This is a genomic window from Chitinophaga alhagiae, assembly GCF_003568665.1.
GTDB classification, from domain to species: domain Bacteria; phylum Bacteroidota; class Bacteroidia; order Chitinophagales; family Chitinophagaceae; genus Chitinophaga; species Chitinophaga alhagiae.
In genome coordinates this window covers 2,238,118-2,262,223 of the sequence record NZ_QXMH01000001.1, presented here as the reverse complement: position 1 = coordinate 2,262,223, position 24,106 = coordinate 2,238,118, and the positions used below count along the sequence as shown (strand labels likewise).

The following is a 24,106-nucleotide window of genomic DNA, read 5'->3' as shown; positions in this document are numbered from 1 at the left end:
CGGGGCATCAGGCCAACGCGGCCAGCCCCAGCCTGATCCTCTCAATGGTTTCCGCCTTGCCCAGCGTTTCCGCAATTACAAACACCGGCGGGCCAAACTTGCCGCCGCAAAGCATGATGCGGAAGGGTAACTGCAGCTCTCCCGGCTTGATGCCTTTGGAGGTGGCCAGTTGCTTGAAACTTTCTTCCAGCGGGGCAAAAGAAAAGTCTTCCAGCCCAGCCAGCCCGGCAGCCCATTCTTCAAAGAAGGCCTGCTTTTCCGCGCTCCACTTGGGCTTTACAGCATCCACATCATATTTATCCGGGCGGATGAAGAAGAAGAAACCATGGTCCCATATTTCATTGATAAAATGGCACCGTTCTTTTACCAGGCCGGCCACATGCGCCACAAAAGCCGGTTCAGCGGCTACGCCTTTTTCCAGCAAAACGGGCTTGAAAAGGTTTGCCAGCAAGGCGTTGTCTGTTTTGACAATGTACTGGTGGTTGAACCATTTGGCCTTGTCGTAGTCGAATTTGGCGCCGCCTTTATGCACCCGCTCTATGGAAAAGCGGGCTATCAGTTCTTCTATGGAGAATATTTCCTGCCCGGTACCATCGTTCCAGCCCAGCATGGCCAGCATGTTCACGAAGGCCTCCGGCAGAAAGCCTATTTCGCGGAAACCGCGTGTCAGTTCGTTGGTTTTGGGATCTGTCCAGTTCATGGCGTACACGGGGAAGCCCAGGCGGTCACCGTCCCGCTTGCTGAGCTTGCCGTTACCGTCTGGCTTGAGAATGAGCGGCAGGTGCGCCCATTGCGGCATGTCCGCTTCCCAGCCCAGGTATTTCCAGAGCAGTATGTGTACCGGCGCGGAAGGCAGCCACTCTTCTCCACGGAAGGCGTGGGAAATTTTCATCAGGTAATCGTCTACCACCACGGCCAGGTGATACGTGGGCATGCCGTCTGCTTTCAGCAATACCTTGTCATCTACCGTAGACGTCTGGAAGCTCACTTCGCCACGGATCATATCAGTGAACCGCAATTCTTCATTTTCCGGCATTTTGATGCGGACCACATGCGGCGTGCCTTTTTCCAGCAGGGCCTTCACCTCCGCCGCGTCCATCACCAGGGAGTTGCGCATGGTTTTGCGCACGCTGTGGTTATATTGCGGAGAGTGGTTGCCGCGCGCTTTTTCCACTTCACGCATGGCCTCCAGCTCTTCCGGGGTATCAAAAGCATAATAGGCGTGGCCGGCCGCCACCAGTTGCTCCGCATACTGGCGGTAGAGGCCTTTCCGTTCGCTTTGGCGGTAAGGGGCGTAGGGGCCGCCTTTCAGAGGGCTTTCATCCGCTTCCAGGCCGCACCAGCGCAGGCATTCCATAATATATTCCTCCGCCCCCGGCACATAGCGGGTTTGGTCCGTATCCTCTATTCTCAGCACAAATTCCCCACCATGATGGCGGGCAAACAGGTAATTGAACAACACCGTGCGCACACCGCCCAGGTGTAAACCGCCCGTAGGGCTGGGCGCAAAGCGCACCCTTACTTTTTTCTGACTCATACGGCGCAAAAATAATAATTTCGGGTCAGGGATAGCGCTGTAAAACCCGATTCATATGTTCTATTTGACGAAAACGCCCGGCATCCTGAAATCGCTGTACAAAAGCTGTATCTGGAATTTTTCGCCGGCTACCAATGCCGTATACCTGACGTTTGACGATGGCCCCCACCCCGAAGCCACCCCCTTCGTACTGGAACAGCTCAAAAAATACGATGCCAAAGCCACCTTTTTCTGCATCGGCAAAAACGTGGTGGAACACCCGGACATTTACCAGCAGATACTGCTGGAAGGCCATGCCGTAGGCAACCATACCCACAACCACCTCAACGGCTGGAATACGGGTACAGACCAATACGTGGCCAATATCAGGGAAGCCGCCGGCTACATCCGCTCAGACCTCTTCAGGCCGCCCTACGGCCGTATCTCGCCTTTCCAGGTAAAACAGCTGAAGCAGGATTACCGCATCATTATGTGGGACATCCTCAGCGGCGACTTCGACACCGCCATTACCGGCGAAACCTGCGTGCAGAACGTGGTGTTCAAGCTGCAGCCCGGCTCTATAGTAGTATTTCATGACAGCCGCAAAGCCTGGGACCGCATGCAGTATGCGCTGCCCCGGGTATTGGAACATTGCAAACGCAAAGGCTGGAAGCTGGAAGCTATTGTATAAAAAAAGAGGATGCCGTACATAGCATCCTCTTTCTGTCATCAGCAGGTTGTAATTATTTTATTTGGAGAGGGTGATCTCTTTTGTTTTGTCTCCTACGGTGATCATCGCCTTATCATCACATTCACCGTTGCCGTAGTCAATAGAGGCTGCGTGGCCGTTAACCGTAACGGCAACCGCGCCTTTGCTGATATAGGAGCAGCTGAATTTGCGCTCCAGCGCTTTGGTGATGGTTACTGTGGCCGTGTTAACACTGTCTTTCAACGTGGCATTACCCTCCAGTTCATACACATCATCATTCACATCATATTTGGTATCAGCCCCTTCCTTTTGGGTCAGGTTGCGCATGCCGTCATACAGGTATACAGCACCGTTGGGATAGGTGAGCTTGCCACCAGCAACTGTATACGAGTAGCCGAAACCGTTAGTGCCGGAAAGGTTCTTGAGAGTTTGGGTGCCGTCCACCTTGATACCGTTCACAGAATAGTTCTCGAATGTAATAACAGCTTCAGCGCCCGGCAAAAAGAACAGTTCGCTCACCACTACTTTGATCTTTCCCTTGCGGGTGGGGCCGCCTCCGTCTGTACACCCGTCGCCAAAGTTCAGCTCTACCGTTTTGGGAAATACCCCCAGCTCCACCGGGTCAAAAGAGATGGCGTAGCAACGGGCGTGTGAAGAATTTTCCGGCGCCCAGCGGCCACCGTCTGTACCGTTCAGCCCGCTTTCATATGAATTGGCATCCAGCACTACGCCAAATGCATCATCGTATACCGCATTGATCTCTACTTCCCTTTGCGCAGCCGCCATGGTTTGTGTATCCCTGGCTTCGTCCGCCCCGGCCTTATCGTCTTTCTTGCACGCAAAGAAAATGGTGATGGCGCCAATAGCCAGCGCCGTAACAGAGAGTACCTTATTGGTGTTAAAATAGTGTTTCATCATAGTAGTTTTTATAGGTATTGGCTAGTTGAGACTGTACCTTTGTGAAAAGGTTTACTTTAAATATTATGTTTTTTGTAAAAATAAAGATAAACAATTAATTGAAAAAACCCATATATAATGAACTGGATTGATACGCATGCCCATTTATACTCCCGGGAATTTGATAAAGACAGGCCGGAAATGATTGACCGGGCCATCCGGCAGGGGGTGAACAGGCTGCTGCTGCCCAATATTGACGAGGAGTCCATACCCGGCATGCTCCAGCTGGAGGCGGATTACCCGGAGGTATGCCTGCCTATGATGGGGTTGCACCCTTGCTATGTGGGAGAAAACGTGGAAGCCCAGCTCACTATTGTGCAAAACTGGCTGGAAAAGCGGAAATTCTGGGCCGTGGGGGAAATAGGGCTGGATTTTTACTGGGATAAAAGCGAGCCGCACCTGGAGCGGCAATACCGGGCCTTCCGCGGGCAGATCGGCCTGGCCCTGGAGCACGGCCTGCCCATTGCCATTCACAGCCGGGAAGCCACCCGGGCCTGCATAGACGTGGTGAAAGCGCTGCACAACGGGCAACTGACAGGCGTATTCCATTGTTTTTCAGGCACCAGGGAAGAAGCACAGGAGATCATTGATATGGGCTTCTACCTGGGCATCGGCGGGGTGGTGACCTTTAAAAAGGCCGGCCTGGACGTGCTGATGGCGGATATTGACCTGCAACACGTTGTGCTGGAAACAGATGCGCCCTACCTGGCGCCCGTGCCGTACCGGGGCAAAAGGAACGAAAGCGCCTACATTCCCCTGGTGGCTCAGCAGCTCGCGGATGTAAAAAATCTAAAAATTGAGGAAGTAGCTGCAATAACAACAGGCAATGCGCGGAAATTATTCAAAATGCTCTAACCGATAAGTGAATACATTTGCATGCAATTCCATAAGAGATAAATGACGAAAATTCTCATCATCTATACCGGTGGTACCGTGGGGATGATCTACGACGAAAAAACGACAGCACTGCGGCCCATCGGCTTCAACGAGATCCGGAACAACCTGCCCGAGCTTTACCGCATGGGAATTGATTTCTACGTATACGCCTTCAATCCGCCGATGGACTCATCAGACATGAACCCGGAGATCTGGTCCGAGCTGGCCGGTATTATTGAAGACCGGTACGACCGGTACGATGGTTTTGTGATCCTGCACGGGTCAGACACCATGGCCTTTACGGCATCCGCGCTCAGCTTCATGCTGGAAAACCTGTCCAAGCCCGTCATTCTCACCGGCAGCCAGCTGCCCATCGGCAAGATCCGTACAGACGCCAAGGAAAACATTATCACCGCCATGGAAATTGCGTCTACCAAGAGCAACGGCCATTGTATGGTGCCGGAAGTGTGCATTTATTTCGACTTCATGCTGTTCCGCGGCAACCGCGCCAAGAAGTACAACGCCGAAAAGTTCGAGGCCTTTTACTCCATGAACTACCCCGCCCTGGCCGAAGCCGGCATCGATATCAAATACAAGAACAACTATATGCTGCCCGCACCCAAACAGGGCCTCATTGTTCACAAGAACATGGACCCCAACATTGGCGTGCTGAAAATATTTCCCGGCATCACCCGCCGCGCCGTGGAAGCCGTTGTGAATACGCCAGGCATGCGCGGCCTGCTGCTGGAAACCTTCGGCAGCGGCAACGCCACCACGCAGCCCTGGTTTACAGAGTGCCTGCAAAAGGCGGCAGATAAAGGGATCATTATGGTAGACATTACCCAGTGCGACGGCGGCTCGGTGGAACTGGGGAAATATGAGACCAGCCAGCACCTGCAGAAAGTGGGCGTGGTCAGCGGGCACGATATGACGTTTGAGGCGGCCACCACCAAGCTGATGTTCCTCCTGGGGCAACACCTCTCGCCCGAAGAGATCAAACGCCTCATAGAGGAGCCGCTGCGCGGCGAGCTTACACCCGCCTCCCCTGAATTATAAACCGGCCGCCGCCAACATGCCCCGGAGGGCCTGTACGTCTTTCCGGAGCTTTTCCAGCACTATGCGCTGCTTTTGCGCGGCCGGCAAGGCTTCCTCCTGTTTTGTCAGCAGTTCATATTCCAGGTGAAGAGAAATGGGCGCATGGATGTTCAGCTCCTTCACTTTTTTGAAGAATGCCGGGAAATTGACCATGCCCTCACCCAGGGGCGTGTTCTCCAGCACATATTTCCCGTTGCGCTCCACCCACTTTACATCCTTGATCACCAGCGTGTTGATATGGCGGCTCACCAGCTCCAGGCCCAGGGGCCAGCTGTTGGCGCCTTCTACCGTAGCATGGCGTATATCGTACTGTACGCCGGTATAAGCCGGGTCAATATCTTTTATCATTTCATAGAGGTCCCACACCGGCCCGCCCACCTTCACACCCGCATGGTTCTGGTAGGAGCTATGGATGCCAAGCTGCCGGTTCAGCCGGTCAAGCCCTTTCAACTGCCCGTTGCAGCGCTGCAGGCTGTCTTGCAGCGGCTTGCCCTTCTGGTAATCGAACCAGCCCAGGCGGTAATACCGGATGCCCACGCCTGCGGCGGCTTTCAGGATGGCTGCGGCGTGGGGCTCCGCAGCATCGAGGATAGCCGTGGTCATCAACGTTGTTTTGAGGCCGGCCCTGCGCGCCGCGGCGGCGGCTTTGGGAAGGTCTGCAGCCACTTTTTCAGGCAGTACATGTCCTCCGGGCCGCACCGGATAGTCTACCCCTTGCAACCCGGCGGCCGCAAAGGTTTCACAGAGCAGGTTGTAATCCATCCACTGAAAAGGCTTGGAAAAACAATGCACTTCCCAGTCTTTGGCCGGCAGCGCAAACGAGCGCAGCGGCCACACAGCGCCTGCTACAGCCATATTGCGAATAAATTTCCTGCGGGTATGTGGCATAAATATCGGGTTTTGGAACAAAATACAAAACGCCGCCCAGCCAGGCAACAATGCCCGGTTTTGGCTATTTTTGACACCTGAAACCTGTGTACAATGAAAAAAGACCTCAGCTCCCTGAAACGCCCACGGCACCCCATGCCGGAGTTTGTGGCGGAAGCCCTCACCAAACACAAGCTGTTTGAACGGTACGAGCAACGCCCCGCCTACCAGCAAAACGACTATATTGGCTGGATCAGCAACGCCAAACGGGAAGAAACCCGCCAAAAGCGGCTTGACCAGATGCTGAAAGAGCTGAAGGAAGGGAATAAGTATATGAATATGGTCTACAAGGGAGATTAAAACTTTTCTTGGATTTTTTGGACAAAGGGTTATCTTTGCAGCCCTGAATGAATAATTCAGCCGTACGGAGGAGTGCAGGAGTGGTTGAACTGGCACGCCTGGAAAGTGTGTATAGGTGAAAGCCTATCAAGGGTTCGAATCCCTTCTCCTCCGCTGAAAATTAAAAGAGCCTTCAAGTCTTTGAGATTGAAGGCTTTTTTAGTTCGAAATTTTTGCAATTGGATTACTACTGATGGTTACTTATTGTTTTAATAATTAACTATCAAATTGTTAGTTGGTTCGATATATTCTATTAAGTTGGGAAAAAATTGAGAGAATTACAGCTCTATCCTTTTAGTTCCACTTTTTATAATGCAAAGGTTTCCTCGCTTCTACCCCATAAGCCTAAACCAATCTTTAACCGTTATTTCAAGTCTCACAATTTCATCTTCAGCTAATGCACAACAATGAGCTATAGGACCCCGTAGCAAGTTTAAACTGTTCATAATTTTTTGAAATGCTCTTGGATTCTTGAACAAATCAGCAAAAGCGTCCCAATTCCCTGATACTATTTGGCTTAATTCCCCAAAAGTTGTGTAGTCAATTTTAAGTTCTGACCGTTGAGTAAACCCTGACTCCTCCTCTCTTTTTATGTTATTATCAACATTCGAAATTATTGCCGCCGGAACTTTTAACTCCCACCAGTTATCTCCATATTTTTCTTTCATCAATTGCACAACTAGTGATCTAATAGATCTTTCTAGGCAATAAAACACTTCATAGTGTTCTGCCATTTCTTTAGCTTCTTTTCTAAAATCTGCATTAAATTGCAAGTAATAGTCTTTGCGTTTCACTTCAACCAATTCCTTTCTGCCTAAGTCTAAATTATGCTCTGCTTCGATTTTATCCAAGTCATTTTCAGTCAATGAATTAGCCAAAGTAAATAATCTAATTCTAGATTCAATATCCGAGTTATTCATTTAGCAAATTCTCTTTTAGTGATTTAAATATCGCATTGAATATAGCAGGGTCGTCAGTTTTAGGCAAAACCAAATTGATTGTATAGTTCAATCCAATAGTTCTTTGTTTGTTTGAACCAGATGAAATTGGGGGCTGCAGGACGGGCTCGTCTTTCTTTGTCGTCTTTAATTCTTTTATGCCTTCTGAAGTCATTGTTACTTGCTTAGAATCAAAATCAGCTAGAGCTTTAGCATTAAAGAAAGTTGATACAATATTTTCGACTTTCTTTGAATCATGAGCTTCGCCTGTAGCTTCCATTACAAGCCCCTTAAATGCCTTTCTATCAAGTTCATTACAGTATTCATTTCGCGAGAACAATTCACGATAGGCTTGCCGCATTGCTGTCCCCAAGCTCTTAGCTGAAGTTGTAGGATTTCGAAATTGTTTATAAAGACTCGTGGGCGTGCCATCACTATTTACTAAGCCTGCTTTCTTTGCCCAAGGTATAAAAGTCAAGTAATTGCCGCCATTGAAACCAAGTTTGGTTTTCAAGAAATCTTGACTGAAAGTCTCGGGGGTACTTGCCTCCTTAATTTTCTCAAGGATTTTTCCGATTGAGCCAGGTGCATTCAAGTATGGGATATCTGCTGCCATATTCAGTTGTTTGATTTAAACTTATTACTCTGGTTCACCCTGTATCCGAGTGAATATGGGTGAGTTGTCTCTGTTTGAGGTTATACCTTCTTTAAAAGAGCAATTTTAGACCTTTCCATCCAGTATTATGGGTTCAAAATATTCTCTACCCAATGAGTAAGGAATCAGTTTCTTATGTTGCAACCGCCCAATAATAATCGCCGTGTGAGTATTGAACTTCCTTGCAAAATTTCTTATATCATCTTCACTAAGAGGGGCCGCTGCTAATATCTCTGCCTCTTCATCTTCTGTTAAGGTCCATTTTATGGCAAATTCATCTGCCTCCTTCTCTTTGATGAGGTCTTTATCGGAATACTCAACCTTCTCTAAGAAAATATCCTTTTTACCGTGCAAGAGAATATGTCCAGCCTCGTGAAAGAAAGTGAACCAAAAGCTATCATTGCGGTTATACCGACCAGTTAACTGAATAAGAGGAGTATCGTTTAGCCAACGAGTTGAACCACTTATTGGGGCTTTATTGATACAAGGAGTATACACTACTTTCACACCTGCTTCCAGGCAAACGCTTTGCAAGTGATTAAAGAATCCATTAGGATGATTTGCCATAATTGATTTCAATTCTGGTAATGCTTCCTTAAACTTCTTTTCTGAATAGTCGCTTGCTTCTAACTCTGTCGCTTGCAATTCGCCTTTGCGAAGCCATGCTGATATGGCATAAGGTTCGTTGGTTTGAGCTAGAGATATACGGAAAGCTACTTTAAGTTGCTGGTTAAAATAATAATCTTCCCAGGCCGTGTGATTGGAGAAGCCAAAGAAGGCAAGCATTTCCATTGTTTTTTCCTGAATCGTGGTTACCGGAGGCAACCAGCCCTTCTTTATTATATCTGCCAAGGGAAACTGCCTTGCCCATGCCACCGCATTCTGAATAACAGTTTGCCTTTTTTCTCTTGCAATGTATTCATCATAGGCTCTTTGGTGGTTCATCCAAAAGTTTGCAGGAATCTTTGTAACATTCTCAAACTGCACCGCCATATCCGGTGTAATCGAACTATCACCTTTAAGTATGGCAATTATTGTTTTTTCAGGCTTCCCGGTACGAAGGGCAAATTCTTTCGGCCCCATACCCATTTCATCCAGTTTCTCCGCTAAGGTCCCGCCCGGATGCGGAACTGATTGTGGGAAATATTGATTTTGTTTGGCCATGATTATTTCTCTTTATGATAGTTTACTATTTCTATAACTTCTATACCTTTGATTTCCATCCAAACATACTGGCCATGTTCGTTATTTGGAATAGGGTTTTCATGAGGTGTAAAAATCAATCTATACGGTTGGTCCAAATCGCAAGCCCATTGTCCCTTCCGGTTATTGGTAAGTTCATGAAAATTACCTGGCAAGTGCCTTACTTCTTCCAGGTTATCGGCAAATCTTAATTGTGCCAGTCTGGTCTTGATCTTCTCAGCCCGGTTCTTACCAAACTCCTTTACCCTCATCCGATCATCATTAGCCAGTTTTTCGAATTTCTTATCGGTAAATGTTATTTCCACTACAAAAATAAATTTATTTTAATTAACATCAAATGTAAGTTAAAATAATAAATTTAAAGAACTATACGACAGTTCGCGTCGTCGAAATAGCTTGGAAAGAGCCAATAGCGATCAAATATTTTATTTACACACAATTATATAATAATATTTATACATATATGTTAATTTAAAATTTTGCTTTCTGCGTCAATTGGCACCTGCAAACAAAACAAAGGGGCCCTCAGTTCTAACCCAACTCTGACCGTAAGGAGAATTAGGAAGCATTACTATCCTAACATATACAGATTTCATTGTTATTGATTCACTGTCCTGACTTACTCCAAGAATATCTGTCAATAAAATTCATAATCTTATTCAAATCAGCTGCAAAAAGGTTCGAAAGTTGTCCCCTTCTCCCCGCTGAAAATTTAAAAAGCCTTCAAGTCATTGGATTTGAAGGCTTTTTAGGTTCGAAGAATTCTGGCTATTTTCAACCCACTTTCTGTTAAGAATTAATTATCAAATTATTAACTGGTTCGAAATGTTCTCAAATGAATTATCTTTTATGTAAAATGGATTATGACTTCTCCAAAGAATCCTCAACCCTTAAATCCTAAACGCGAACGACTTACCCCACAAAAGCTAAGAGAACTTTCAGGAGTCAATTTGTCTGATGAACAACCAGAGGAAGTTATAGGATCAATAAGACGATATGCTCGTATACTTTCCAAATGTATTAATCTCAAAACAGCCAACGAGAAAAAGAATGAATCTTAATATATCATCCTAAAGGCAATGATATCTAGAGTGGTAATTATAACTTATTTAAGATTAGCCTGATTTAGTCATTAGTTTAATTCTCATAGCTTCACTATATACCGAACGAAAATATTGCTCCAAAGGTCTTCCGAATATTTTATGCTCTTCAATCATAGGCTCTAGATCGCTATCAGTCAAAATACCTTCATAAAAAAGCCATCCTACTATGTGGGGAACCGTTTGTGTTTTATCCTCTCCCAAAATCAATTTGGCAATTTTCCTTGCTTTCTGATCATCAGTCAGAAACACCTGGTTAGTTTTTTTACAAAAAGCAATTGATGAAAGCTCGCCTCTTCCTAGACGTTGGCTATATTTGACGATATCAGAATCTTGCAAATCGTCTATTGACAGACGATGTGTAAGAAATACTCCGCCTCTCTTGATTTTCTCTAGCCTTTCTCTAATCTCTTTATCATGATTAGTAGGATTAGATCTTACCTTAAACAAACATTCATATTCTACAAATTGAGTGATCGAAAAGTCAAATCCGTTAGATTTAATTCTATTGTATAGGATCAATGACGACAGCAAGTTCCATATCGCGCAACTATCGATAATGTTTATTTTAATACACTTTGTAATATCAATTGTCATAGCTCAATCGGAGATTAAAAAGGTTTAAAACATTGACCAGTTCATTCTCATTACTGAGAAGCATGTCTGCCAATCTACCTGATGAAATAGCACCTACATTGTAGGCCTCGTAGCATTTTCTAACATAAAAATCATTGATTCCTCTTTGCAAAAGTTCTGATTTTGCATCATACATTTTAGGAGTCAAGTCTTTTAGCTCGGAATCAATCTTATCAGAAGCACTAAGTTTAAGTGCTTTGAAATATTTTTGTTGCATTGATGTTATTGCCCCTGCATTCATCATCGCAATGGATAACGGTTCAGCGTTGACTTGTAACCGTTTTGCTAATAGTTTAAAATTTTCATCTGTCCATTGCAAATCTTTTGCATGACTAAAAATCTCCTTAGGGATAAGGAAAGATGATGCAAACTCATTCGCTCGAACCTCTCTTAAATCTAACTTTTGAGTAGATTTATAATGCTCATAAGAAACATTTATATTCTCTTTATAATCGAAAATAGCATGAGCAATTTCATGCATCAATGTAAAGTTTTGGCGATAAATGTCCTCTGAGTAATTGATTAAAATACATTTTCCAGCCACTGGGTGGGCGATAAACAATCCTGATATATTCGAATTACTCAATTTGCGTCTAAAAATATGAATTCCCAATTTTCTCAATGCTTGATATGGATTAGGTATTGCTACTATAGGCTGAAAACCTAAATTGCCTCGTAATTTTGCTGCGGCAAGTTGACCGTGAGTTTTATAGAAATCACCAGAAGGAATAAATTCAAACTCTATTTTATTAAACTCAGTAGCTTTGAAAGCCAATTCTTCGCATTCGCAAAGAAACATAAACTCTTGGATCGCCCACCTATCCTCTTTCGAGAAATCCCTTCCATATTGTCTATATAAAATATCAATCTGTTCAGAAGCTGCCTTTTGTTGGTTGCTTATAAAATAAACATAGTCCTGCTTATAAAAATCAGAGAAAATCAATATTTCATCGCCAGTAGGTTCAATCAATCCGCCTTCCAAACTTTGAAGGCGCAATTCTATTATACCTGTTTTTTCTGCAACTTCCTCTAAAGAAAGCTGTAGTTGCTCTCTGTAGCGACGAAGTTTTTCTCCCAATATTTTGGTATCAAACGCCATTTTGTAATAAGTAGAGTATCTAAATTAACTGCTAATCTGATGTGTTTTTATTAAAAATATGCAATTATAATCAACATTAATCCTATTATTTGATCATTCGGAGAAAGCGCTTTTCTTTCTGGGAAGGTTATATATTCTCACTTGATATTAAATCCAACTATCATTATACTGACATATAGTGTTTAAAGCATCGAAAAAGGGTAAATCAATGGCTACGGGGCGATTTAACCTGGATAATGAGCGGCTTTAGAAATAGCTAAGACCTAAATTTATTATCTTTATTGCCCTTAAATAGTATATATATGTTATCACAAGAAACTTTAGACTATTACCAAAGTTGGAAGCGAAAGCAGGCTGCTAATGTTGAGGATGATTTAAGTGCCGTATTCAACGGATTTAGGGATTTGTACCCTACATACAACCGTCTATACAACGAAATTCCTACTGCTTTGAAAGCAACAGGAGTAGTTCTTCCCAAAAGACTGGAAGACAATCAAAAAGCTACTAAATATGTGGTGCAGTATATAGGTGCTTCAAATCTACTTACTCATTTGTCAAAAAATAATAATGACAGTGACATCGAATCAATTGATTGGATATTAGAAGAGGAACTATTTCATATAAAACTGATTCAAGGTCAGAGCGACCGGAATGCAGATATTCAGCTTAGGGCAGAATTGAATTCTACTGATGCAGAAACCAAAGCAATCGCAATTCTGAAGGTTATTTATTATGTTCGTTGTAATATGGAACATGGAGAAAAGCATTTTGAAGAGCACCAACGGCTACTCCTGCAACCGCTAACCAATATTTTAGTTGCAGTTATAGAACAGCTATATGAATTACTCAGCAAACCTTAAACAGGCAGTGATACTTTAGATTATATACCATGTTCTTCCAGAAAATGCATAATCTTTCTCAAATCAGATGCAAATTTGTTCGAAAGTTGTAACCTGCTCCCCGCATCTTCGCTGTAAAAGCACTTAAAACCTCTGATCTTCAGGGGTTTTTTAGTACCCGAAACCCATCCAGTCAATAACCTAATTGTAAGTTGGGGTAGCCCCCTTTCAAACGAGCGCTACGTAATCAATTGGCTTCGTTAGTTTATTCCTTGTTCATCATTTTCTATTTAAAATACCCTCAATCCAGTTAACAAGCGTATCAGCCACCTGTTCTGATGCGCCCATATACATGTGATCTGTATTTTTAATCATTGCTGTGGTTAACCTCACGTTTGTAAAATGCTGTTCGATGTGTGCCTGTAAAGACTTCAATTCTGTTTCGTTACCTACATCATTGTTTGTTGCATAAAAAACCAAAATAGGGCATTGAACTTTTGTAATGCCGGCTTGTCCCGGGTTGGCCCACCCAAAAAAGTCTTTTTGTTCCGGGGGCGTATTGACAATGTCCATATAGGTTGCAGCACTAATATAGGAGGGAAAGGAACGTTTGGGATCTTCTATAAGTTTATCCGGCTTATTCCCGGATATGTAACGAGATGCCGGTATGTACTGCGAGGAGTCAATGGGCCTCGTATCCGGGCTGACTTGACCCGAGGCACAAACCAACCCAATTACCCGAGCATCTTGTTTTTCCGACTGGTACCTTCTCACTGCCGCCCATCCCGCGCTGTGACCTACTAGAATGACATGTTTGAAACCTTTCAATTCTGCAAAATCAATCCAGCCGGCTATATCTTTTACCTCATCTGCTGCTATTCCCCAATATCCACCTCCTCTTATTCTCCTGTTATGCTTATAGCCTTGAACATTTGCCAGGTCATGCATTCGGGTGTTGACCGAGATAGATATAAATCCTCTTTCAGCCAACGCCCTTCCGATCATAATGTATCCAGGTGAGTAAAAATTGGCGCTCCATCCATGGACCCAAATTATAGCTGTCTCTTTGCCTGCAATTTTATCCGCATGAAACAATACACCTGCATTGAAGACCGTATCCGGTGATATCGCGTATACTAGTTCTTCTTTGAGCTTAGCCGCAGGCAACGGTAGCCGATGGGTGTTTTGTGCGTAACCGCCAACGGCAAATATCACTGAAAGCGCAATGGAAATGCAGAACTGTTTCACTTTCCCTCCCTTTTTATGAATTTAGGCAGCTGCTACGGCACTGAAAAATAAATGTGATGAAACGGTATAGTTTTGATGTGAATTATGCCAAAATCTGAAGGCAAGGGCGAATATGCTCAAATTTTGCCCTCATTCAACCTGCTTAATAATGGAAACCCTGAACAAAAAGAGCCGAAGCCGGCCCCTCTTATCTCCGCGTTTTCACCTTCCACATAGCGCCATTCCTGGTGTCTATTCTTTCCAAATGCCCGCCTGCCACAAGAGCATCCAGTACTTTTTCACTATCACTTCTTGGCGTTCCTGACAGTTCGGAAAATTCTTTTGCCGTAAGCGTATGGTATACTGAAAAAAGAGGCGCCCAGTTTTTATCATAGCCGCTTTTAACCGCTCCGGGAAGCAGTTTTAAAATGGCGGTTTCGTAGGCAGCATATGGTTTTGACCCATACACCATTTCCTTATTTCCTGCACCATTTACAAAAAACATGGTAGGGAAACCCCTTACCCCGTATTCCCTGCCAACTTGCAGATCTTCTTCAAACAATGCAACCGCCTTGCCTTCAAAATCGGCTTTCAACCGGTTTACATCTAGTCCTGCATTACTGGCAGCCACCGCAATATGTTCCCATTTGGCAATATTTTTCTTGTGCAGGAATACCATTTCCCGCATTTCACGCAAGAACAGCACAGCCTTTTCCTGATCCTCCAATTGTGCCGCCTTGAAGGCAATAGATGGCGGATAAGAAGAATTTAAAGGATCTTCCAGCCATACATCGCCATCAATAGGCATATCATAGTAAGCGCTTACTTCATCCCAATGATGGGCTACATCCGAAGGTTTGCTGATGCCTCCGCTGTTGTAGCTCCAGTCCGGCAACAAGCCCCCCATGCGGTATTCAATTGCTATACTATTGCCATATTCCAGCTTTAATTTTCTTAGCTGCGGTTCTATGCCCCAGCAGGAAGAACAGATCGGGTCTGTAAAATAAATGACCTTAACCGGCTGCTCTTTTGACTGAAGATCACTGGCGGTCAGGCCTTTCTGTTGAGATACCGGTATTTCACAAACGCCGGTTGCCGGATCACATAAAAGCGGGTTGGTATTTGATGTTTTGTCTGCCATTTCCTTGATCACAATTTTGTTTATTTATCATGCTGAATTACGGTACAAAATTACTTGCCAACCAGTTTACAAACACTATCCATTACCCTGTGGAAACTGGTTACCTTCAGGTAACTATACCTAATGTTGTACCTTAGCTGTGTGTAAAGAAATAATACAGAGAATGAAAAAGCAGCCCGTTTGTAATATCACAACTCAGTGCCAGGCAAGGATACTGGCTATAAAGGATGCCATGGAAATATTATCGGGCAAGTGGAAGTTCCATATCCTGGGAACGCTGTTGCTCAATGAAAAAATGCGGTTCATGGACCTGCTGCGGGAAGTAGAGGGTATTGCCCCAAAGATGTTGTCCAAAGAATTACAGGACATGGAAATGAATCAATTGATCACCCGCACCGTCATCAATACCAAACCCATCACTGTAGAATATGCGCTGACAGCAGCAGGCAGAACGGTAGAGCCATTGATCGATGAACTGGCCAGTTGGGGAGGCGCCTACCGGCATGCACTTTACAATAAGAAAGGCCGGTAACCTGTTTGATCCGGCATCAAACTGCGCATGCGGGCCGCTGCTACCAGCGGCGCAGCGCCTTTGTAACCGCCGGCGCTGCGTCCGCATACGCAGTTGTCTTAATAGAATTTGGGCGGCGGGTTCAGTGTCAGGTTCTGCCGCTGGTGCCAGTAAGGGTAGATCGGCGGTACTTCACTGGCCGCATCCAGCCGCTTCACCTGGTCTGCCGTCAGCTGCCAGCCTACAGCGCCCAGGTTCTGCTTCAACTGTTCTTCATTTCTGGCGCCAATAATGATGCTGGACACCGTGGGGCGCTGCAACAACCAGTTAAGTGCTACCTGGGCTATGGTTTTACCGGTTTCATTGGCAACTTCGTCCAGCGTATCAATAGTATTGTAGAACACGTCTTCTTTCACGGCCATATCCGGTACGGGGCTGCCGCCTTGCGCCACACGCCCCTCTTGCGGGAGCGGCTGGTTGCGCCGGTATTTTCCGCCCAGGCGTCCGGCCGCCAGCGGAGACCAGATGATGCCGCCCACCTGCTGGTCAAGCGCCAGGGGCATGAGTTCCCATTCATATTCCCTGTTGGCCAGGGAATAGTACACCTGGTGCGCTACATAACGGCTCCAGCCGTATTTTTCAGATATGCCGAGCGATTTCATGAGGTGCCAGCCGGAAAAATTGGAGGCCGCAATGTACCGCACCTTGCCGCTCTGCACCAGGTGCTCCAGCGTATGCAGCGTTTCTTCCACGGGCGTATTGCCGTCAAAGCCATGCATGTGGTACACGTCAATATAATCCGTGCCCAGCCGTTTCAGGCTGCCTTCTATCTGCCGCAGGATGTGAAACCGGGAAGAACCCTGGTTGTTGGGAGCTTCTCCGAAAGTAAAGGTGCTCTTGGTGGAAAGAATGAGCTTGTCCCGCTGGAGGCCTGCAATGGCCTTGCCCAACACTTCTTCCGCCAGCCCGTCTGAATAAATATCCGCTGTGTCAAAAAAATTGATACCAGCGTCCATGCAAATACCGATCAGCCGTTTTGCCTCTTCTGCCTGGGTGCTGCCCCAGGCCTTGAAAAATTCAGTGCCGCCCCCGAAAGTGGCGGTACCAAAGCTCAATACCGGCACCTGCAAGCCAGATGCGCCCAATTGTCTGTATTCCATCTTCAGTAGTTTTTAAGATAACGATCTGTCAAATGTACATCAGCCAGCCGGCATATTGCGGCCTACTGTAGTCCTTTCTTCCGTTAACCGCTTAACAATTTTGTGTAAATTTGGATGACCTGTATAATTCGTTTTTTAACCACACAGATGGGCCAGATGTTAAGACCATGGAACACCACGATTGCTATTGATTTCGGGCACGAACGTGCGGTTTATCAGCAGATAGCGGACGGCATAGTGACCGAAATAAAAAAAGGCCGCCTGCGGCCCGGTACGCCTTTACCCGGCAGCCGCGTACTGGCGGCCAACATTGGCGTAAACCGCAAAACGGTAGTGTTGGCTTATGAGGCGCTGATTGCCGAAGGCTGGCTGGAAACAACCGGCAAAAGCGGCACTTTCGTTTCGGCAGAGCTGCCGCGGTTCAAAGACCAGCCGCCGGTAACGGGCCACCGGTTCGAGTTCAACCACTATGCTATCCAGCCGCTGCAGGGCCCTGTAATGGCCAACCTGATCGCCTTTAACGACGGGCTGCCGGATGTGCGGCTGGCGCCTATGGAGGAACTGTCCAGGGCCTACAAACGCATATTCCAGCAAAAGGCCCGCTGGTGCATGCTGGGTTATGGGCATGAAAAGGGTGAAGAGCGGCTGCGCGCCGCGCTGGCGGCCATGCTGGCGCATAAAAGGGGTATGAACGTAGGCACGCACAACATCTGCATTACCCGTGGCAGCCAGATGGCACTCTACCTGGCCGCACATACCCTCATTGCCAGCGGAGACACGGTAGCCATGGAATGCCCCGGCTACCTGCATGCCTGGCAGATATTTGCAAAAGCTGGCGCCAAAATGGTACCCATACCGGTAGATGACAAGGGCCTGGTAACAGACGCGCTGGAAAGGCTTTGCAAAAGCCGCCGCATCAAAGCCGTATACGTAACCCCGCATCACCAGTTCCCTACCGCGGTGAGCATGAAAGTGGAACGAAGGCTGAAACTGATCGAACTGTCTAACCGCTACGGTTTTGCCATCATTGAAGATGATTATGACCACGAGTTCCACTTTGAAGCCAAAAGCATGCTGCCGCTGGCCAGCATGGAGCATGCGCAGAACGTTATCTATATCAGTTCGCTGAGCAAGCTGGTAGCCCCTGCTGTCAGGATAGGCTATATTACCGGGCCCGCGGCGTTTGTAGACTCGCTGGCGCAACTGCGCGCTATTATTGACCGGCAGGGAGATACCATCATGGAACTGGCCGTGGCGGAGCTGATGGAAGACGGCGCCATACACCGCCATGCCAAAAGGGCTTTTGGCATTTATGCGGAAAGGCGCGAGCATATGGACCAGTGCCTCCGCGCCTATCTCTCCCGCCAGGCCAGCTACCTGAAGCCCGAAGGCGGCCTTGCATACTGGGTTACTTTCAACCAGCCGCTCAACACCGAAGCGCTGCAGCAAAAATTATTGAAAAGGGGCGTGTCTGTTATTTCCACAGAACGGTTTGCGTTTGATGGCAAGCCTCTTAATGCGCTGCGGCTGGGTTATGCATCGCTTACGCCTGCCGAGCTGGAAGAAGGTATAAGGACAATAGGGGCTGTGGTGAAAAAAACGGGTGTGTCAAAAGCCTGACACACCCGCTGTTCACCTGTACAACAGGCCGTTCCTTATTTCAGATCATTAATACCGGCACCGTAGTTGATATGCAACACATTGCCGGAAGGAGCCACCAGTGCGGGTACAGACTTCACGCCATATTTTTCCGCCTCCCCTATCCTGCTTTTGTCTTCTCCAAGGTGTACTACCTCTACATTGTCTGTACCAATCAGGGAAATAATTTCCTGCTCAGCGGTTACGCATACCGGGCAACCTGCATGATAAAATTTTGCTTTGCTCATAGTGAAAATGTTTTTAAATGCAATTGCAAATTAAATCACGCGCTACTCCGGTGGGCCATCCAGAAAAAAGTGATACGGTAAAAAGAGGCCCATCTGCCGCTACAACAAGATGCCGGCCAGCAAAGCCGTAATGGCCACGCACCAGACGGTATATTTTACCACTACCGCGCTTACACCAAAGTAGGCAATGGTGCGCTTCTTCAGCAAATAAGCCACATAGGCCACGTTAAGCAGCCCGGACGTGGCGAGCGCCGGCAGGTTGGCAAAGCGAAGCGTATCTGTTCTGACAAACGTGGTCACCAGCCCCAGCCTGAAAGCAACAGCCGCCACACAGCCAGCCGTTACCAGTATCCAGCCCCAGCGGTTCCTTTTCAGCAACAGGTAAAACAGTACGGGGATGTATGCGAATTTGAACATGTAGTCAACATACGTAACCACGTCTCCCGGGCAATTGCCGCACTGGAGAAACCGGCCAAAGGCCGGCAACGAATAATAGAGGGTCCACACATATTGCAGGCCCAACACGAACAGGAAAATGTACAGCCATTTATCAGGCCTGACAGCTGCGCCTGGCTGTATCATGGGTTCCAGCAGGTCTTTCGCCTTTTCCTTGTAGGCAGCTGCTTTTTCCTTGCGCACCTGCTTTTTCTGCCGTTCTGCTTCCACGTATGCCGAGGCTTCATCTATTTCAGCATCTGACACCCGCCGGCCTTCCAGCAGCCGCACGGCCGCCTCTACCGCCTGCGGCTGGTAGGCGTCAGGCTGCAGCGTTATTTGCAGCAACTGTGCGGTGGTGTAGTGTTTGTACTGCTCCGTAAAGTTGAAAGACATAGGTATATATTAGCTGTGATTTCACGCTATTTCCGCTGCACCACCATTTCCGCCGCCGGTATGTTGATGGTGATCCTCGGCCCCATCCAGTTGATCCAGATAATGCCATCATAAATAAGCCCGTCCACAAACTGTGCGGGAATGCCGGTAACGCTTATTCCGGCCCCTTCCGAAGCCGCCAGTTTTTTCACCGGCGCGTAATAGGTATGAGACACAAAATCGGGGTTGATCTCGCTCTTTCTGGCGCGCCGCTTCACCTTTACGGTGTCCGTAGCATCAATGCCCAGGCGCTGCATGTATTTTGCGTTGAATTTATACACATCCTTGCCCGCGCCGCTGTCTAGCGCCAGCTGCAGCGTAAGGGAATCGTTAACGGAAAAACAGGCGAATATATCCAGCGCACGGCCCCTGGACTGCTCAAGCTGCAGCGGTATCACCGTTCCTGTCTTGCGCAGGGCAGCCAACTGCGCCGGCGTTTCGAACCGAAGCACCTGCCGGTCAAAATCCATCGTGAAAGGCTGCGTTTCCAGCAACTTCAGGGAAAGGATGCCATCCAGGCCGCCGAGGTTAAAATCCAGGTAACTCACTGTTTCCTGCGCTTTCTTCAGGCTGCCCAGCACCATATCCGGTACGGTATAAAGGTCTACGTCAATACGCTCCCCCGTTGCGCGGAACGCCGTATATCCGCCGTCCTGCGGCTTTGCATGACGCAGCTTGTCAAAAAAAGTTTTGGTGAACACGGTGAGACCGGCGCCGGTGTCCAGTATAAAATTACCTTCTACCCCGTCTACCGAAGCCTTGACCTGCACATGGCCCGATGGCAGTACGGTCAGCGGTATTTCCCGCTGCGCATAGCAGCAAACGGTCATCAAACACAACAGCAAAGAAAAAAACGAACGGCTCATGACCGTGAAATTAACTGCTTTTTATATATTTAAGTAAATGTTCTTTAACACGCCCCTGCTTTGAAAAAATATCTGCCTGTTATTATACCCCTGCTGCTGGTAAAACTGGCCGTACACCTGGTTGGTAACGCCAACTACGGCTTTCACCGGGATGAGCTGCTGCACCTCTCCGCGGGGGAGCACCTGGCCACCGGCTACATGGAGTTTCCGCCTTTTATTGCGTTTGCGGGGCGGCTTTCCCACCTGCTATTTGGTTATGACCTTTCCGGCATGCGCATATTTGCCACGCTGGCCGGGCTGGGCATACTCTGGTTATGCTGCCGCATGGCCATGGAAATGGGCGGAAAAAAAATGGCGGTGCTGATAGCCGGTATCAGCATATTGGCCTTTCTGCCGTATTACCGCAACCACCTGCTATTTCAGCCGGTGGCTTTTGACCAGTTTTTCTGGACGCTGGGTTTCTTTTTCCTTATCCGCTATATCAACACCGGGGAGCCGCGTTACCTGGTGCTGCTGGGCCTTACCGCGGGCCTGGGGGTGATGAACAAATACACCATGCTGCTTTGGGTGGGGGGAGCGCTCACAGGCCTGCTGTTTCACCGGCAGGGCAACACCTTCAAAAACAAATGGCTGTACCTGGCAGGCGCGCTGGCATTACTGATAGTGCTACCCAATTTCATCTGGCAATGGCAGCACAACTTTCCGCTGGTCCTGCACGTGAAGCGGCTGGACGAGCTGTCTGCTCCCAATACCTTTGCCCGTGACCAGCTGCGGCTTCCATTTACACTGCTGCTGAGCCTGGTGGGGCTCTTTGCCTTGTTCTTCCACCAACAGCTGCGTAAGTACAGAAGCGTAGCGGTAGCGGTGCTGTTCATCTTTTTTATGCTGTGGCTCCTCAACAGCAAGGGATATTATTTTTTTGCGGCTTATCCTGTACTGTTTGCCGCCGGTGCCGTACAGGTAGAGCAGTGGCTGGCGCGGCGCCCCGCCTGGAACTACGGCGTGGCGGCATTTTTGCTGCTGCCCGTGATGCCGTTTGTGCCAGACGCTATTCCCATATTGCCCGTAAAAACTTTTGTGGAATACAAACAGCTGCAGCCCGATGCGGAGGGCCGCTACCAGCTCACCAGCGATTATGCTGACATGTTTGGATGGGAAGAGCAGGTACGGCTGGTAGACAGCCTGTACGCGTCGCTTTCTGCGAAAGAGCAGGCGGAATGCGTATTGTGGGCAAGTAATTACGGGGAGGCCGGCGCCATTAAAATACTGGGCGGTAAAGAGCCGCTGTGCCGCCATGGCAGTTTCTGGCTGTGGGGACCGGGCCGTAAAAGCGGGCGTATTGCCATCAGTATCGGCAATAGTAAAGAAGTGGTGGATAAAGTGTACGAACAGGCACAGCTTGTTAAAACCATCCGTCATCCATATGCCATTGATGAAGAAAACAACATTGGCCTTTACCTTTGCCGCGGCCCCAGAATAAGCCTGCCCATCATATGGCCCACGCTGGCCAACCAGGTATTTGAATAGCCGCTTTTACCGTGTACTGCTGCCACGGGGTATCAGCACAGACGGGATCACCATTTCAGCGCTCATGACATTGTTCCCCTTAATAGCTTTCAGCAGCAGGCTGGCGGCCGCGCGGCCCATTTCAAACGCAGGCTGGGTAATGGTGGTCAGGGAAGGATGAAGGATGGTGGCAATTTCGAGGTTGGAGAAACAAACTACTTTCACATCTGAGGGAATGCGCAGCCGGAGGTCGTTACAGGCCTGGTACACGGTAGTGGTAAGTTTTTCCACGGAGGCCACAATACCGTCTGGCCGGGGGGCTTTACGCTGCAGCATTTTTTTTACGGTCTTGTAATTCTCCGCGGCATCGTTGGTGCAGGCCACTACGTTGCCGGTGCGGAATGGCAGCCGGTGGTCTGCCAGGGCCTGGCGGTAGCCTTCCATGCGGCGGTTGCTGATAGAAAGGCTTTCCGAAATGCCGAGGTACACGATCTCGCGGCAGCCGTTCTCCACCAGGTGGGCCGTGGCGGCATAGCCGCTCTCAAAATCGTTGGTAACAATGCGGGCCGCCTGCACCTCATCCAGCACCCGGTCAAAAAACACTACCGGCACATCTTGCGCCGCCAGGTCACGGATGTGCTCTCCGGAAAGGGTTTCCCGGGATACAGATAGCAGCACCCCGTCTACCCGCCCGCTCTGGAACTCCTTCAGGATCAGCTTTTCGTTGTCAAACTGCTCATGCGTGAGGCAGATCAGCACATGGTAGCCCATCGCTTTCATCACGGATTCTATACCATTGATGGCCAGGGAAAAAAAACTGTCTGCCACCTCGGGCACCACCACGCCTATAGTACGGCTTTTTTTGCCACGTAGGCTGCTGGCATAAGGGTTGGGCGTATAATTGAGGGTAGCGGCCAATGCCAGTACCCGCTGCTTTGTTTCAGCGCTTATTTCATAACTGTCCCGCAACGCCTTGGAAATTGTGGAAACAGATAAATTCAGCTCCCGGGCCAGCGCCCTGATAGTGACATGCTTCATGGAAAAGACGAAAACGGTTTCGTAAATAAAACTACTGTTATTCTGGAAAGAATCTGCAAAAAACCTGATATTTAGGAAAGTACCTCACCGTAAATTCTCACGTCATGAACACCCGATCAAACGATTTTACTGCCAAAGAGATCAACCCGCTGAACAGTCTTGATGAATGGGAAGACGCCGTGTTGCAGCGCTACCCCGAGCCGGGTACTATTGCCAAAGAGAAAACCGAGGCTGAGTTCCGGAACTACGAATCTCCGGAAAGGGATACGGTGAAAGAGTTTTACCGCCTGAACCATACTTACCAGACATACGATTTTGTGCAGGAAAAAAGAGCCGCCTATCTTTCTTTTGATAAAAAGGAAATGCCGGTATGGGAAGCATTTGACTTCCTGAACCAGTTGGTAGACGATTCCGACCCCGACACCGACCTGGACCAGTTCCAGCACTTGCTGCAAACCGCGGAGGCTATCCGCACAGACGGGCATCCTGACTGGATGGTGCTGGTGGGCCTGATGCATGACATGGGCAAGGTACTTTGCCTCTTCGGGGAACCGCAGTGGGCCGTGGTGGGAGACACCTTCCCCGTGGGCTGCGCCTACTCCGATAAAATAGTATACCCTGAGTTTTTCCATCATAATCCTGACTTTGCTAACCCCAAATTTCAAACCCAGCTGGGCGTATACAGCAAAAACTGCGGGCTGCGCAATGTGAACATGTCATGGGGGCACGATGAATACGTGTACCAGATGATGAAAGACCATTTGCCGGAACCGGCCCTCTACATGCTGCGGTACCACTCCTTCTACTCCTGGCACCGCGAGGGCAGTTATGACTACCTGCTGGATGACCACGACCGGGAAATGCTGAAGTGGGTAAAACTGTTCAATCCTTACGATCTTTATTCAAAATGCCCGGTGCCCCCGGATTGGAAGCAGCTGCGCCCGTATTATGAAGACCTGGTGGCCAAATATCTTCCCCGTAACTTAAAATTCTGACCTTTATCAGCCAGGCT

25 protein-coding genes and 1 tRNA gene are annotated in these 24,106 nt (G+C 47.9%); 10 read left to right on the top strand and 16 right to left on the bottom strand.

Translation table 11 applies throughout. The features are described 5' to 3' along the window. Positions 1-7: 7 nt before the first annotated feature. A complete protein-coding gene (gene gltX, locus D3A97_RS09225; protein ID WP_119078071.1) occupies positions 8-1,537 on the bottom strand; it encodes a glutamate--tRNA ligase in 1,530 nt (509 codons plus the stop codon). Between the two features lie 55 nt (positions 1,538-1,592). On the opposite strand from gltX, the gene D3A97_RS09220 reads away from it, so the two are divergent. After that, positions 1,593-2,207, top strand: a complete 615-nt coding sequence (locus D3A97_RS09220) for a polysaccharide deacetylase family protein (protein ID WP_119078070.1) — start codon at positions 1,593-1,595, stop codon at positions 2,205-2,207. A 57-nt stretch (positions 2,208-2,264) separates the two neighbouring features. Here D3A97_RS09220 and D3A97_RS09215 read toward each other — a convergent pair whose 3' ends face one another. Then, the gene (locus tag D3A97_RS09215; protein ID WP_119078069.1) at positions 2,265-3,143 is read right to left on the bottom strand and encodes a hypothetical protein; all 879 of its coding nucleotides are present in this window, start codon (positions 3,141-3,143) and stop codon (positions 2,265-2,267) included. A gap of 117 nt (positions 3,144-3,260) precedes the next feature. On the opposite strand from D3A97_RS09215, the gene D3A97_RS09210 reads away from it, so the two are divergent. Beyond that, on the top strand, positions 3,261-4,037 hold the full coding sequence (locus D3A97_RS09210) for a TatD family hydrolase (protein WP_119078068.1): 777 nt from the start codon (positions 3,261-3,263) through the stop codon (positions 4,035-4,037). A gap of 42 nt (positions 4,038-4,079) precedes the next feature. Further along, positions 4,080-5,114 carry an asparaginase gene (locus tag D3A97_RS09205; protein WP_119078067.1) on the top strand — a complete coding sequence of 345 codons (1,035 nt, stop codon included), beginning with the start codon at positions 4,080-4,082 and terminating at the stop codon, positions 5,112-5,114. Here the strand turns inward: D3A97_RS09205 and D3A97_RS09200 are convergent. Continuing rightward, on the bottom strand, positions 5,109-6,008 hold the full coding sequence (locus tag D3A97_RS09200; RefSeq protein ID WP_119078066.1) for a sugar phosphate isomerase/epimerase family protein: 900 nt from the start codon (positions 6,006-6,008) through the stop codon (positions 5,109-5,111). The two genes, D3A97_RS09205 and D3A97_RS09200, sit on opposite strands and share 6 nt — an antisense overlap. A gap of 126 nt (positions 6,009-6,134) precedes the next feature. Between D3A97_RS09200 and D3A97_RS09195 the strand changes: the two genes are divergently transcribed. Both D3A97_RS09195 and D3A97_RS09190 read left to right on the top strand, forming a co-directional pair. Further along, positions 6,135-6,380 (top strand): YdeI/OmpD-associated family protein, encoded by a 246-nt coding sequence (locus D3A97_RS09195; protein ID WP_119078065.1) that lies wholly within the window; start codon positions 6,135-6,137, stop codon positions 6,378-6,380. A 66-nt stretch (positions 6,381-6,446) separates the two neighbouring features. Next, positions 6,447-6,533 (top strand) — tRNA-Ser (locus D3A97_RS09190). A 218-nt stretch (positions 6,534-6,751) separates the two neighbouring features. On the opposite strand, the gene D3A97_RS09185 is transcribed toward D3A97_RS09190, so the two are convergent. The 6 genes from D3A97_RS09185 to D3A97_RS09160 form a co-directional block, all read right to left on the bottom strand. Then, a complete protein-coding gene (locus tag D3A97_RS09185) occupies positions 6,752-7,339 on the bottom strand; it encodes a Swt1 family HEPN domain-containing protein (protein ID WP_119078064.1) in 588 nt (195 codons plus the stop codon). Next, a complete protein-coding gene (locus D3A97_RS09180) occupies positions 7,332-7,973 on the bottom strand; it encodes a DUF5343 domain-containing protein (protein ID WP_119078063.1) in 642 nt (213 codons plus the stop codon). The genes D3A97_RS09185 and D3A97_RS09180 overlap by 8 nt, the downstream gene beginning before the upstream one ends. Before the next feature lie 105 nt (positions 7,974-8,078). After that, a complete protein-coding gene (locus tag D3A97_RS09175) occupies positions 8,079-9,176 on the bottom strand; it encodes a HigA family addiction module antitoxin (protein ID WP_119078062.1) in 1,098 nt (365 codons plus the stop codon). 2 nt (positions 9,177-9,178) lie between these two features. Then, positions 9,179-9,520 carry a type II toxin-antitoxin system RelE/ParE family toxin gene (locus D3A97_RS09170; RefSeq protein WP_119078061.1) on the bottom strand — a complete coding sequence of 114 codons (342 nt, stop codon included), beginning with the start codon at positions 9,518-9,520 and terminating at the stop codon, positions 9,179-9,181. Positions 9,521-10,330: 810 nt separating this feature from the next. After that, positions 10,331-10,912: a PIN domain-containing protein gene (locus D3A97_RS09165; RefSeq protein WP_119078060.1), complete on the bottom strand. Its 582-nt coding sequence runs from the start codon at positions 10,910-10,912 to the stop codon at positions 10,331-10,333. After that, complete coding sequence (locus D3A97_RS09160) at positions 10,902-12,050, bottom strand: XRE family transcriptional regulator (RefSeq protein WP_119078059.1); 1,149 nt, start codon at positions 12,048-12,050, stop codon at positions 10,902-10,904. The genes D3A97_RS09165 and D3A97_RS09160 overlap by 11 nt, the downstream gene beginning before the upstream one ends. Before the next feature lie 302 nt (positions 12,051-12,352). Between D3A97_RS09160 and D3A97_RS09155 the strand changes: the two genes are divergently transcribed. Further along, the gene (locus D3A97_RS09155) at positions 12,353-12,910 is read left to right on the top strand and encodes a hypothetical protein (protein WP_119078058.1); all 558 of its coding nucleotides are present in this window, start codon (positions 12,353-12,355) and stop codon (positions 12,908-12,910) included. Positions 12,911-13,168: 258 nt separating this feature from the next. Here D3A97_RS09155 and D3A97_RS09150 read toward each other — a convergent pair whose 3' ends face one another. Together D3A97_RS09150 and D3A97_RS09145 are read right to left on the bottom strand one after the other, a co-directional pair. Then, positions 13,169-14,137, bottom strand: a complete 969-nt coding sequence (locus tag D3A97_RS09150) for an alpha/beta hydrolase (RefSeq protein WP_157986440.1) — start codon at positions 14,135-14,137, stop codon at positions 13,169-13,171. A 187-nt stretch (positions 14,138-14,324) separates the two neighbouring features. Next, positions 14,325-15,269, bottom strand: coding sequence for a ClpXP adapter SpxH family protein (locus D3A97_RS09145; protein ID WP_198673907.1), 945 nt, complete (start codon positions 15,267-15,269; stop codon positions 14,325-14,327). 220 nt (positions 15,270-15,489) lie between these two features. On the opposite strand from D3A97_RS09145, the gene D3A97_RS09140 reads away from it, so the two are divergent. Beyond that, complete coding sequence (locus D3A97_RS09140; RefSeq protein WP_232825899.1) at positions 15,490-15,789, top strand: winged helix-turn-helix transcriptional regulator; 300 nt, start codon at positions 15,490-15,492, stop codon at positions 15,787-15,789. A gap of 98 nt (positions 15,790-15,887) precedes the next feature. Here D3A97_RS09140 and D3A97_RS09135 read toward each other — a convergent pair whose 3' ends face one another. Then, positions 15,888-16,928, bottom strand: a complete 1,041-nt coding sequence (locus D3A97_RS09135; protein ID WP_119078055.1) for an aldo/keto reductase — start codon at positions 16,926-16,928, stop codon at positions 15,888-15,890. 156 nt (positions 16,929-17,084) lie between these two features. On the opposite strand from D3A97_RS09135, the gene pdxR reads away from it, so the two are divergent. Beyond that, positions 17,085-18,548 (top strand): MocR-like pyridoxine biosynthesis transcription factor PdxR, encoded by a 1,464-nt coding sequence (gene pdxR, locus D3A97_RS09130; protein WP_198673906.1) that lies wholly within the window; start codon positions 17,085-17,087, stop codon positions 18,546-18,548. Between the two features lie 35 nt (positions 18,549-18,583). On the opposite strand, the gene D3A97_RS09125 is transcribed toward pdxR, so the two are convergent. The 3 genes from D3A97_RS09125 to D3A97_RS09115 form a co-directional block, all read right to left on the bottom strand. Next, complete coding sequence (locus tag D3A97_RS09125; RefSeq protein ID WP_119078053.1) at positions 18,584-18,814, bottom strand: thioredoxin domain-containing protein; 231 nt, start codon at positions 18,812-18,814, stop codon at positions 18,584-18,586. 99 nt (positions 18,815-18,913) lie between these two features. Then, positions 18,914-19,645: a hypothetical protein gene (locus D3A97_RS09120; RefSeq protein WP_119078052.1), complete on the bottom strand. Its 732-nt coding sequence runs from the start codon at positions 19,643-19,645 to the stop codon at positions 18,914-18,916. Positions 19,646-19,671: 26 nt separating this feature from the next. Then, on the bottom strand, positions 19,672-20,550 hold the full coding sequence (locus D3A97_RS09115; protein WP_119078051.1) for a retropepsin-like aspartic protease: 879 nt from the start codon (positions 20,548-20,550) through the stop codon (positions 19,672-19,674). Between the two features lie 60 nt (positions 20,551-20,610). Here D3A97_RS09115 and D3A97_RS09110 point away from each other — a divergent pair, with 60 nt between their 5' ends. Beyond that, positions 20,611-22,077 carry an ArnT family glycosyltransferase gene (locus D3A97_RS09110; RefSeq protein WP_119078050.1) on the top strand — a complete coding sequence of 489 codons (1,467 nt, stop codon included), beginning with the start codon at positions 20,611-20,613 and terminating at the stop codon, positions 22,075-22,077. 6 nt (positions 22,078-22,083) lie between these two features. Here D3A97_RS09110 and D3A97_RS09105 read toward each other — a convergent pair whose 3' ends face one another. Beyond that, complete coding sequence (locus D3A97_RS09105) at positions 22,084-23,094, bottom strand: LacI family DNA-binding transcriptional regulator (protein WP_119078049.1); 1,011 nt, start codon at positions 23,092-23,094, stop codon at positions 22,084-22,086. Positions 23,095-23,198: 104 nt separating this feature from the next. Here D3A97_RS09105 and D3A97_RS09100 point away from each other — a divergent pair, with 104 nt between their 5' ends. Continuing rightward, a complete protein-coding gene (locus tag D3A97_RS09100; protein ID WP_119078048.1) occupies positions 23,199-24,089 on the top strand; it encodes an inositol oxygenase family protein in 891 nt (296 codons plus the stop codon). Positions 24,090-24,106 lie beyond the last annotated feature (17 nt).

Excerpts from the sequence above, each read along its gene's own strand:
- D3A97_RS09155 (WP_119078058.1), top strand. The coding sequence starts at position 12,353 with ATGTTATCACAAGAAACTTTAGACTATTACCAAAGTTGGAAGCGAAAG.
- pdxR (WP_198673906.1), top strand. The coding sequence starts at position 17,085 with ATGTTAAGACCATGGAACACCACGATTGCTATTGATTTCGGGCACGAA.
- D3A97_RS09200 (WP_119078066.1), bottom strand. The coding sequence starts at position 6,008 with ATGGCTGTAGCAGGCGCTGTGTGGCCGCTGCGCTCGTTTGCGCTGCCG.
- gltX (WP_119078071.1), bottom strand. The coding sequence starts at position 1,537 with ATGAGTCAGAAAAAAGTAAGGGTGCGCTTTGCGCCCAGCCCTACGGGC.
- D3A97_RS09220 (WP_119078070.1), top strand. The coding sequence starts at position 1,593 with ATGTTCTATTTGACGAAAACGCCCGGCATCCTGAAATCGCTGTACAAA.
- D3A97_RS09175 (WP_119078062.1), bottom strand. The coding sequence starts at position 9,176 with ATGGCCAAACAAAATCAATATTTCCCACAATCAGTTCCGCATCCGGGC.
- D3A97_RS09195 (WP_119078065.1), top strand. The coding sequence starts at position 6,135 with ATGAAAAAAGACCTCAGCTCCCTGAAACGCCCACGGCACCCCATGCCG.
- D3A97_RS09160 (WP_119078059.1), bottom strand. The coding sequence starts at position 12,050 with ATGGCGTTTGATACCAAAATATTGGGAGAAAAACTTCGTCGCTACAGA.
- D3A97_RS09105 (WP_119078049.1), bottom strand. The coding sequence starts at position 23,094 with ATGAAGCATGTCACTATCAGGGCGCTGGCCCGGGAGCTGAATTTATCT.
- D3A97_RS09115 (WP_119078051.1), bottom strand. The coding sequence starts at position 20,550 with ATGAGCCGTTCGTTTTTTTCTTTGCTGTTGTGTTTGATGACCGTTTGC.
- D3A97_RS09135 (WP_119078055.1), bottom strand. The coding sequence starts at position 16,928 with ATGGAATACAGACAATTGGGCGCATCTGGCTTGCAGGTGCCGGTATTG.
- D3A97_RS09165 (WP_119078060.1), bottom strand. The coding sequence starts at position 10,912 with ATGACAATTGATATTACAAAGTGTATTAAAATAAACATTATCGATAGT.
- D3A97_RS09100 (WP_119078048.1), top strand. The coding sequence starts at position 23,199 with ATGAACACCCGATCAAACGATTTTACTGCCAAAGAGATCAACCCGCTG.
- D3A97_RS09205 (WP_119078067.1), top strand. The coding sequence starts at position 4,080 with ATGACGAAAATTCTCATCATCTATACCGGTGGTACCGTGGGGATGATC.
- D3A97_RS09210 (WP_119078068.1), top strand. The coding sequence starts at position 3,261 with ATGAACTGGATTGATACGCATGCCCATTTATACTCCCGGGAATTTGAT.
- D3A97_RS09125 (WP_119078053.1), bottom strand. The coding sequence starts at position 18,814 with ATGAGCAAAGCAAAATTTTATCATGCAGGTTGCCCGGTATGCGTAACC.
- D3A97_RS09185 (WP_119078064.1), bottom strand. The coding sequence starts at position 7,339 with ATGAATAACTCGGATATTGAATCTAGAATTAGATTATTTACTTTGGCT.
- D3A97_RS09215 (WP_119078069.1), bottom strand. The coding sequence starts at position 3,143 with ATGATGAAACACTATTTTAACACCAATAAGGTACTCTCTGTTACGGCG.
- D3A97_RS09180 (WP_119078063.1), bottom strand. The coding sequence starts at position 7,973 with ATGGCAGCAGATATCCCATACTTGAATGCACCTGGCTCAATCGGAAAA.
- D3A97_RS09120 (WP_119078052.1), bottom strand. The coding sequence starts at position 19,645 with ATGTCTTTCAACTTTACGGAGCAGTACAAACACTACACCACCGCACAG.
- D3A97_RS09140 (WP_232825899.1), top strand. The coding sequence starts at position 15,490 with ATGGAAATATTATCGGGCAAGTGGAAGTTCCATATCCTGGGAACGCTG.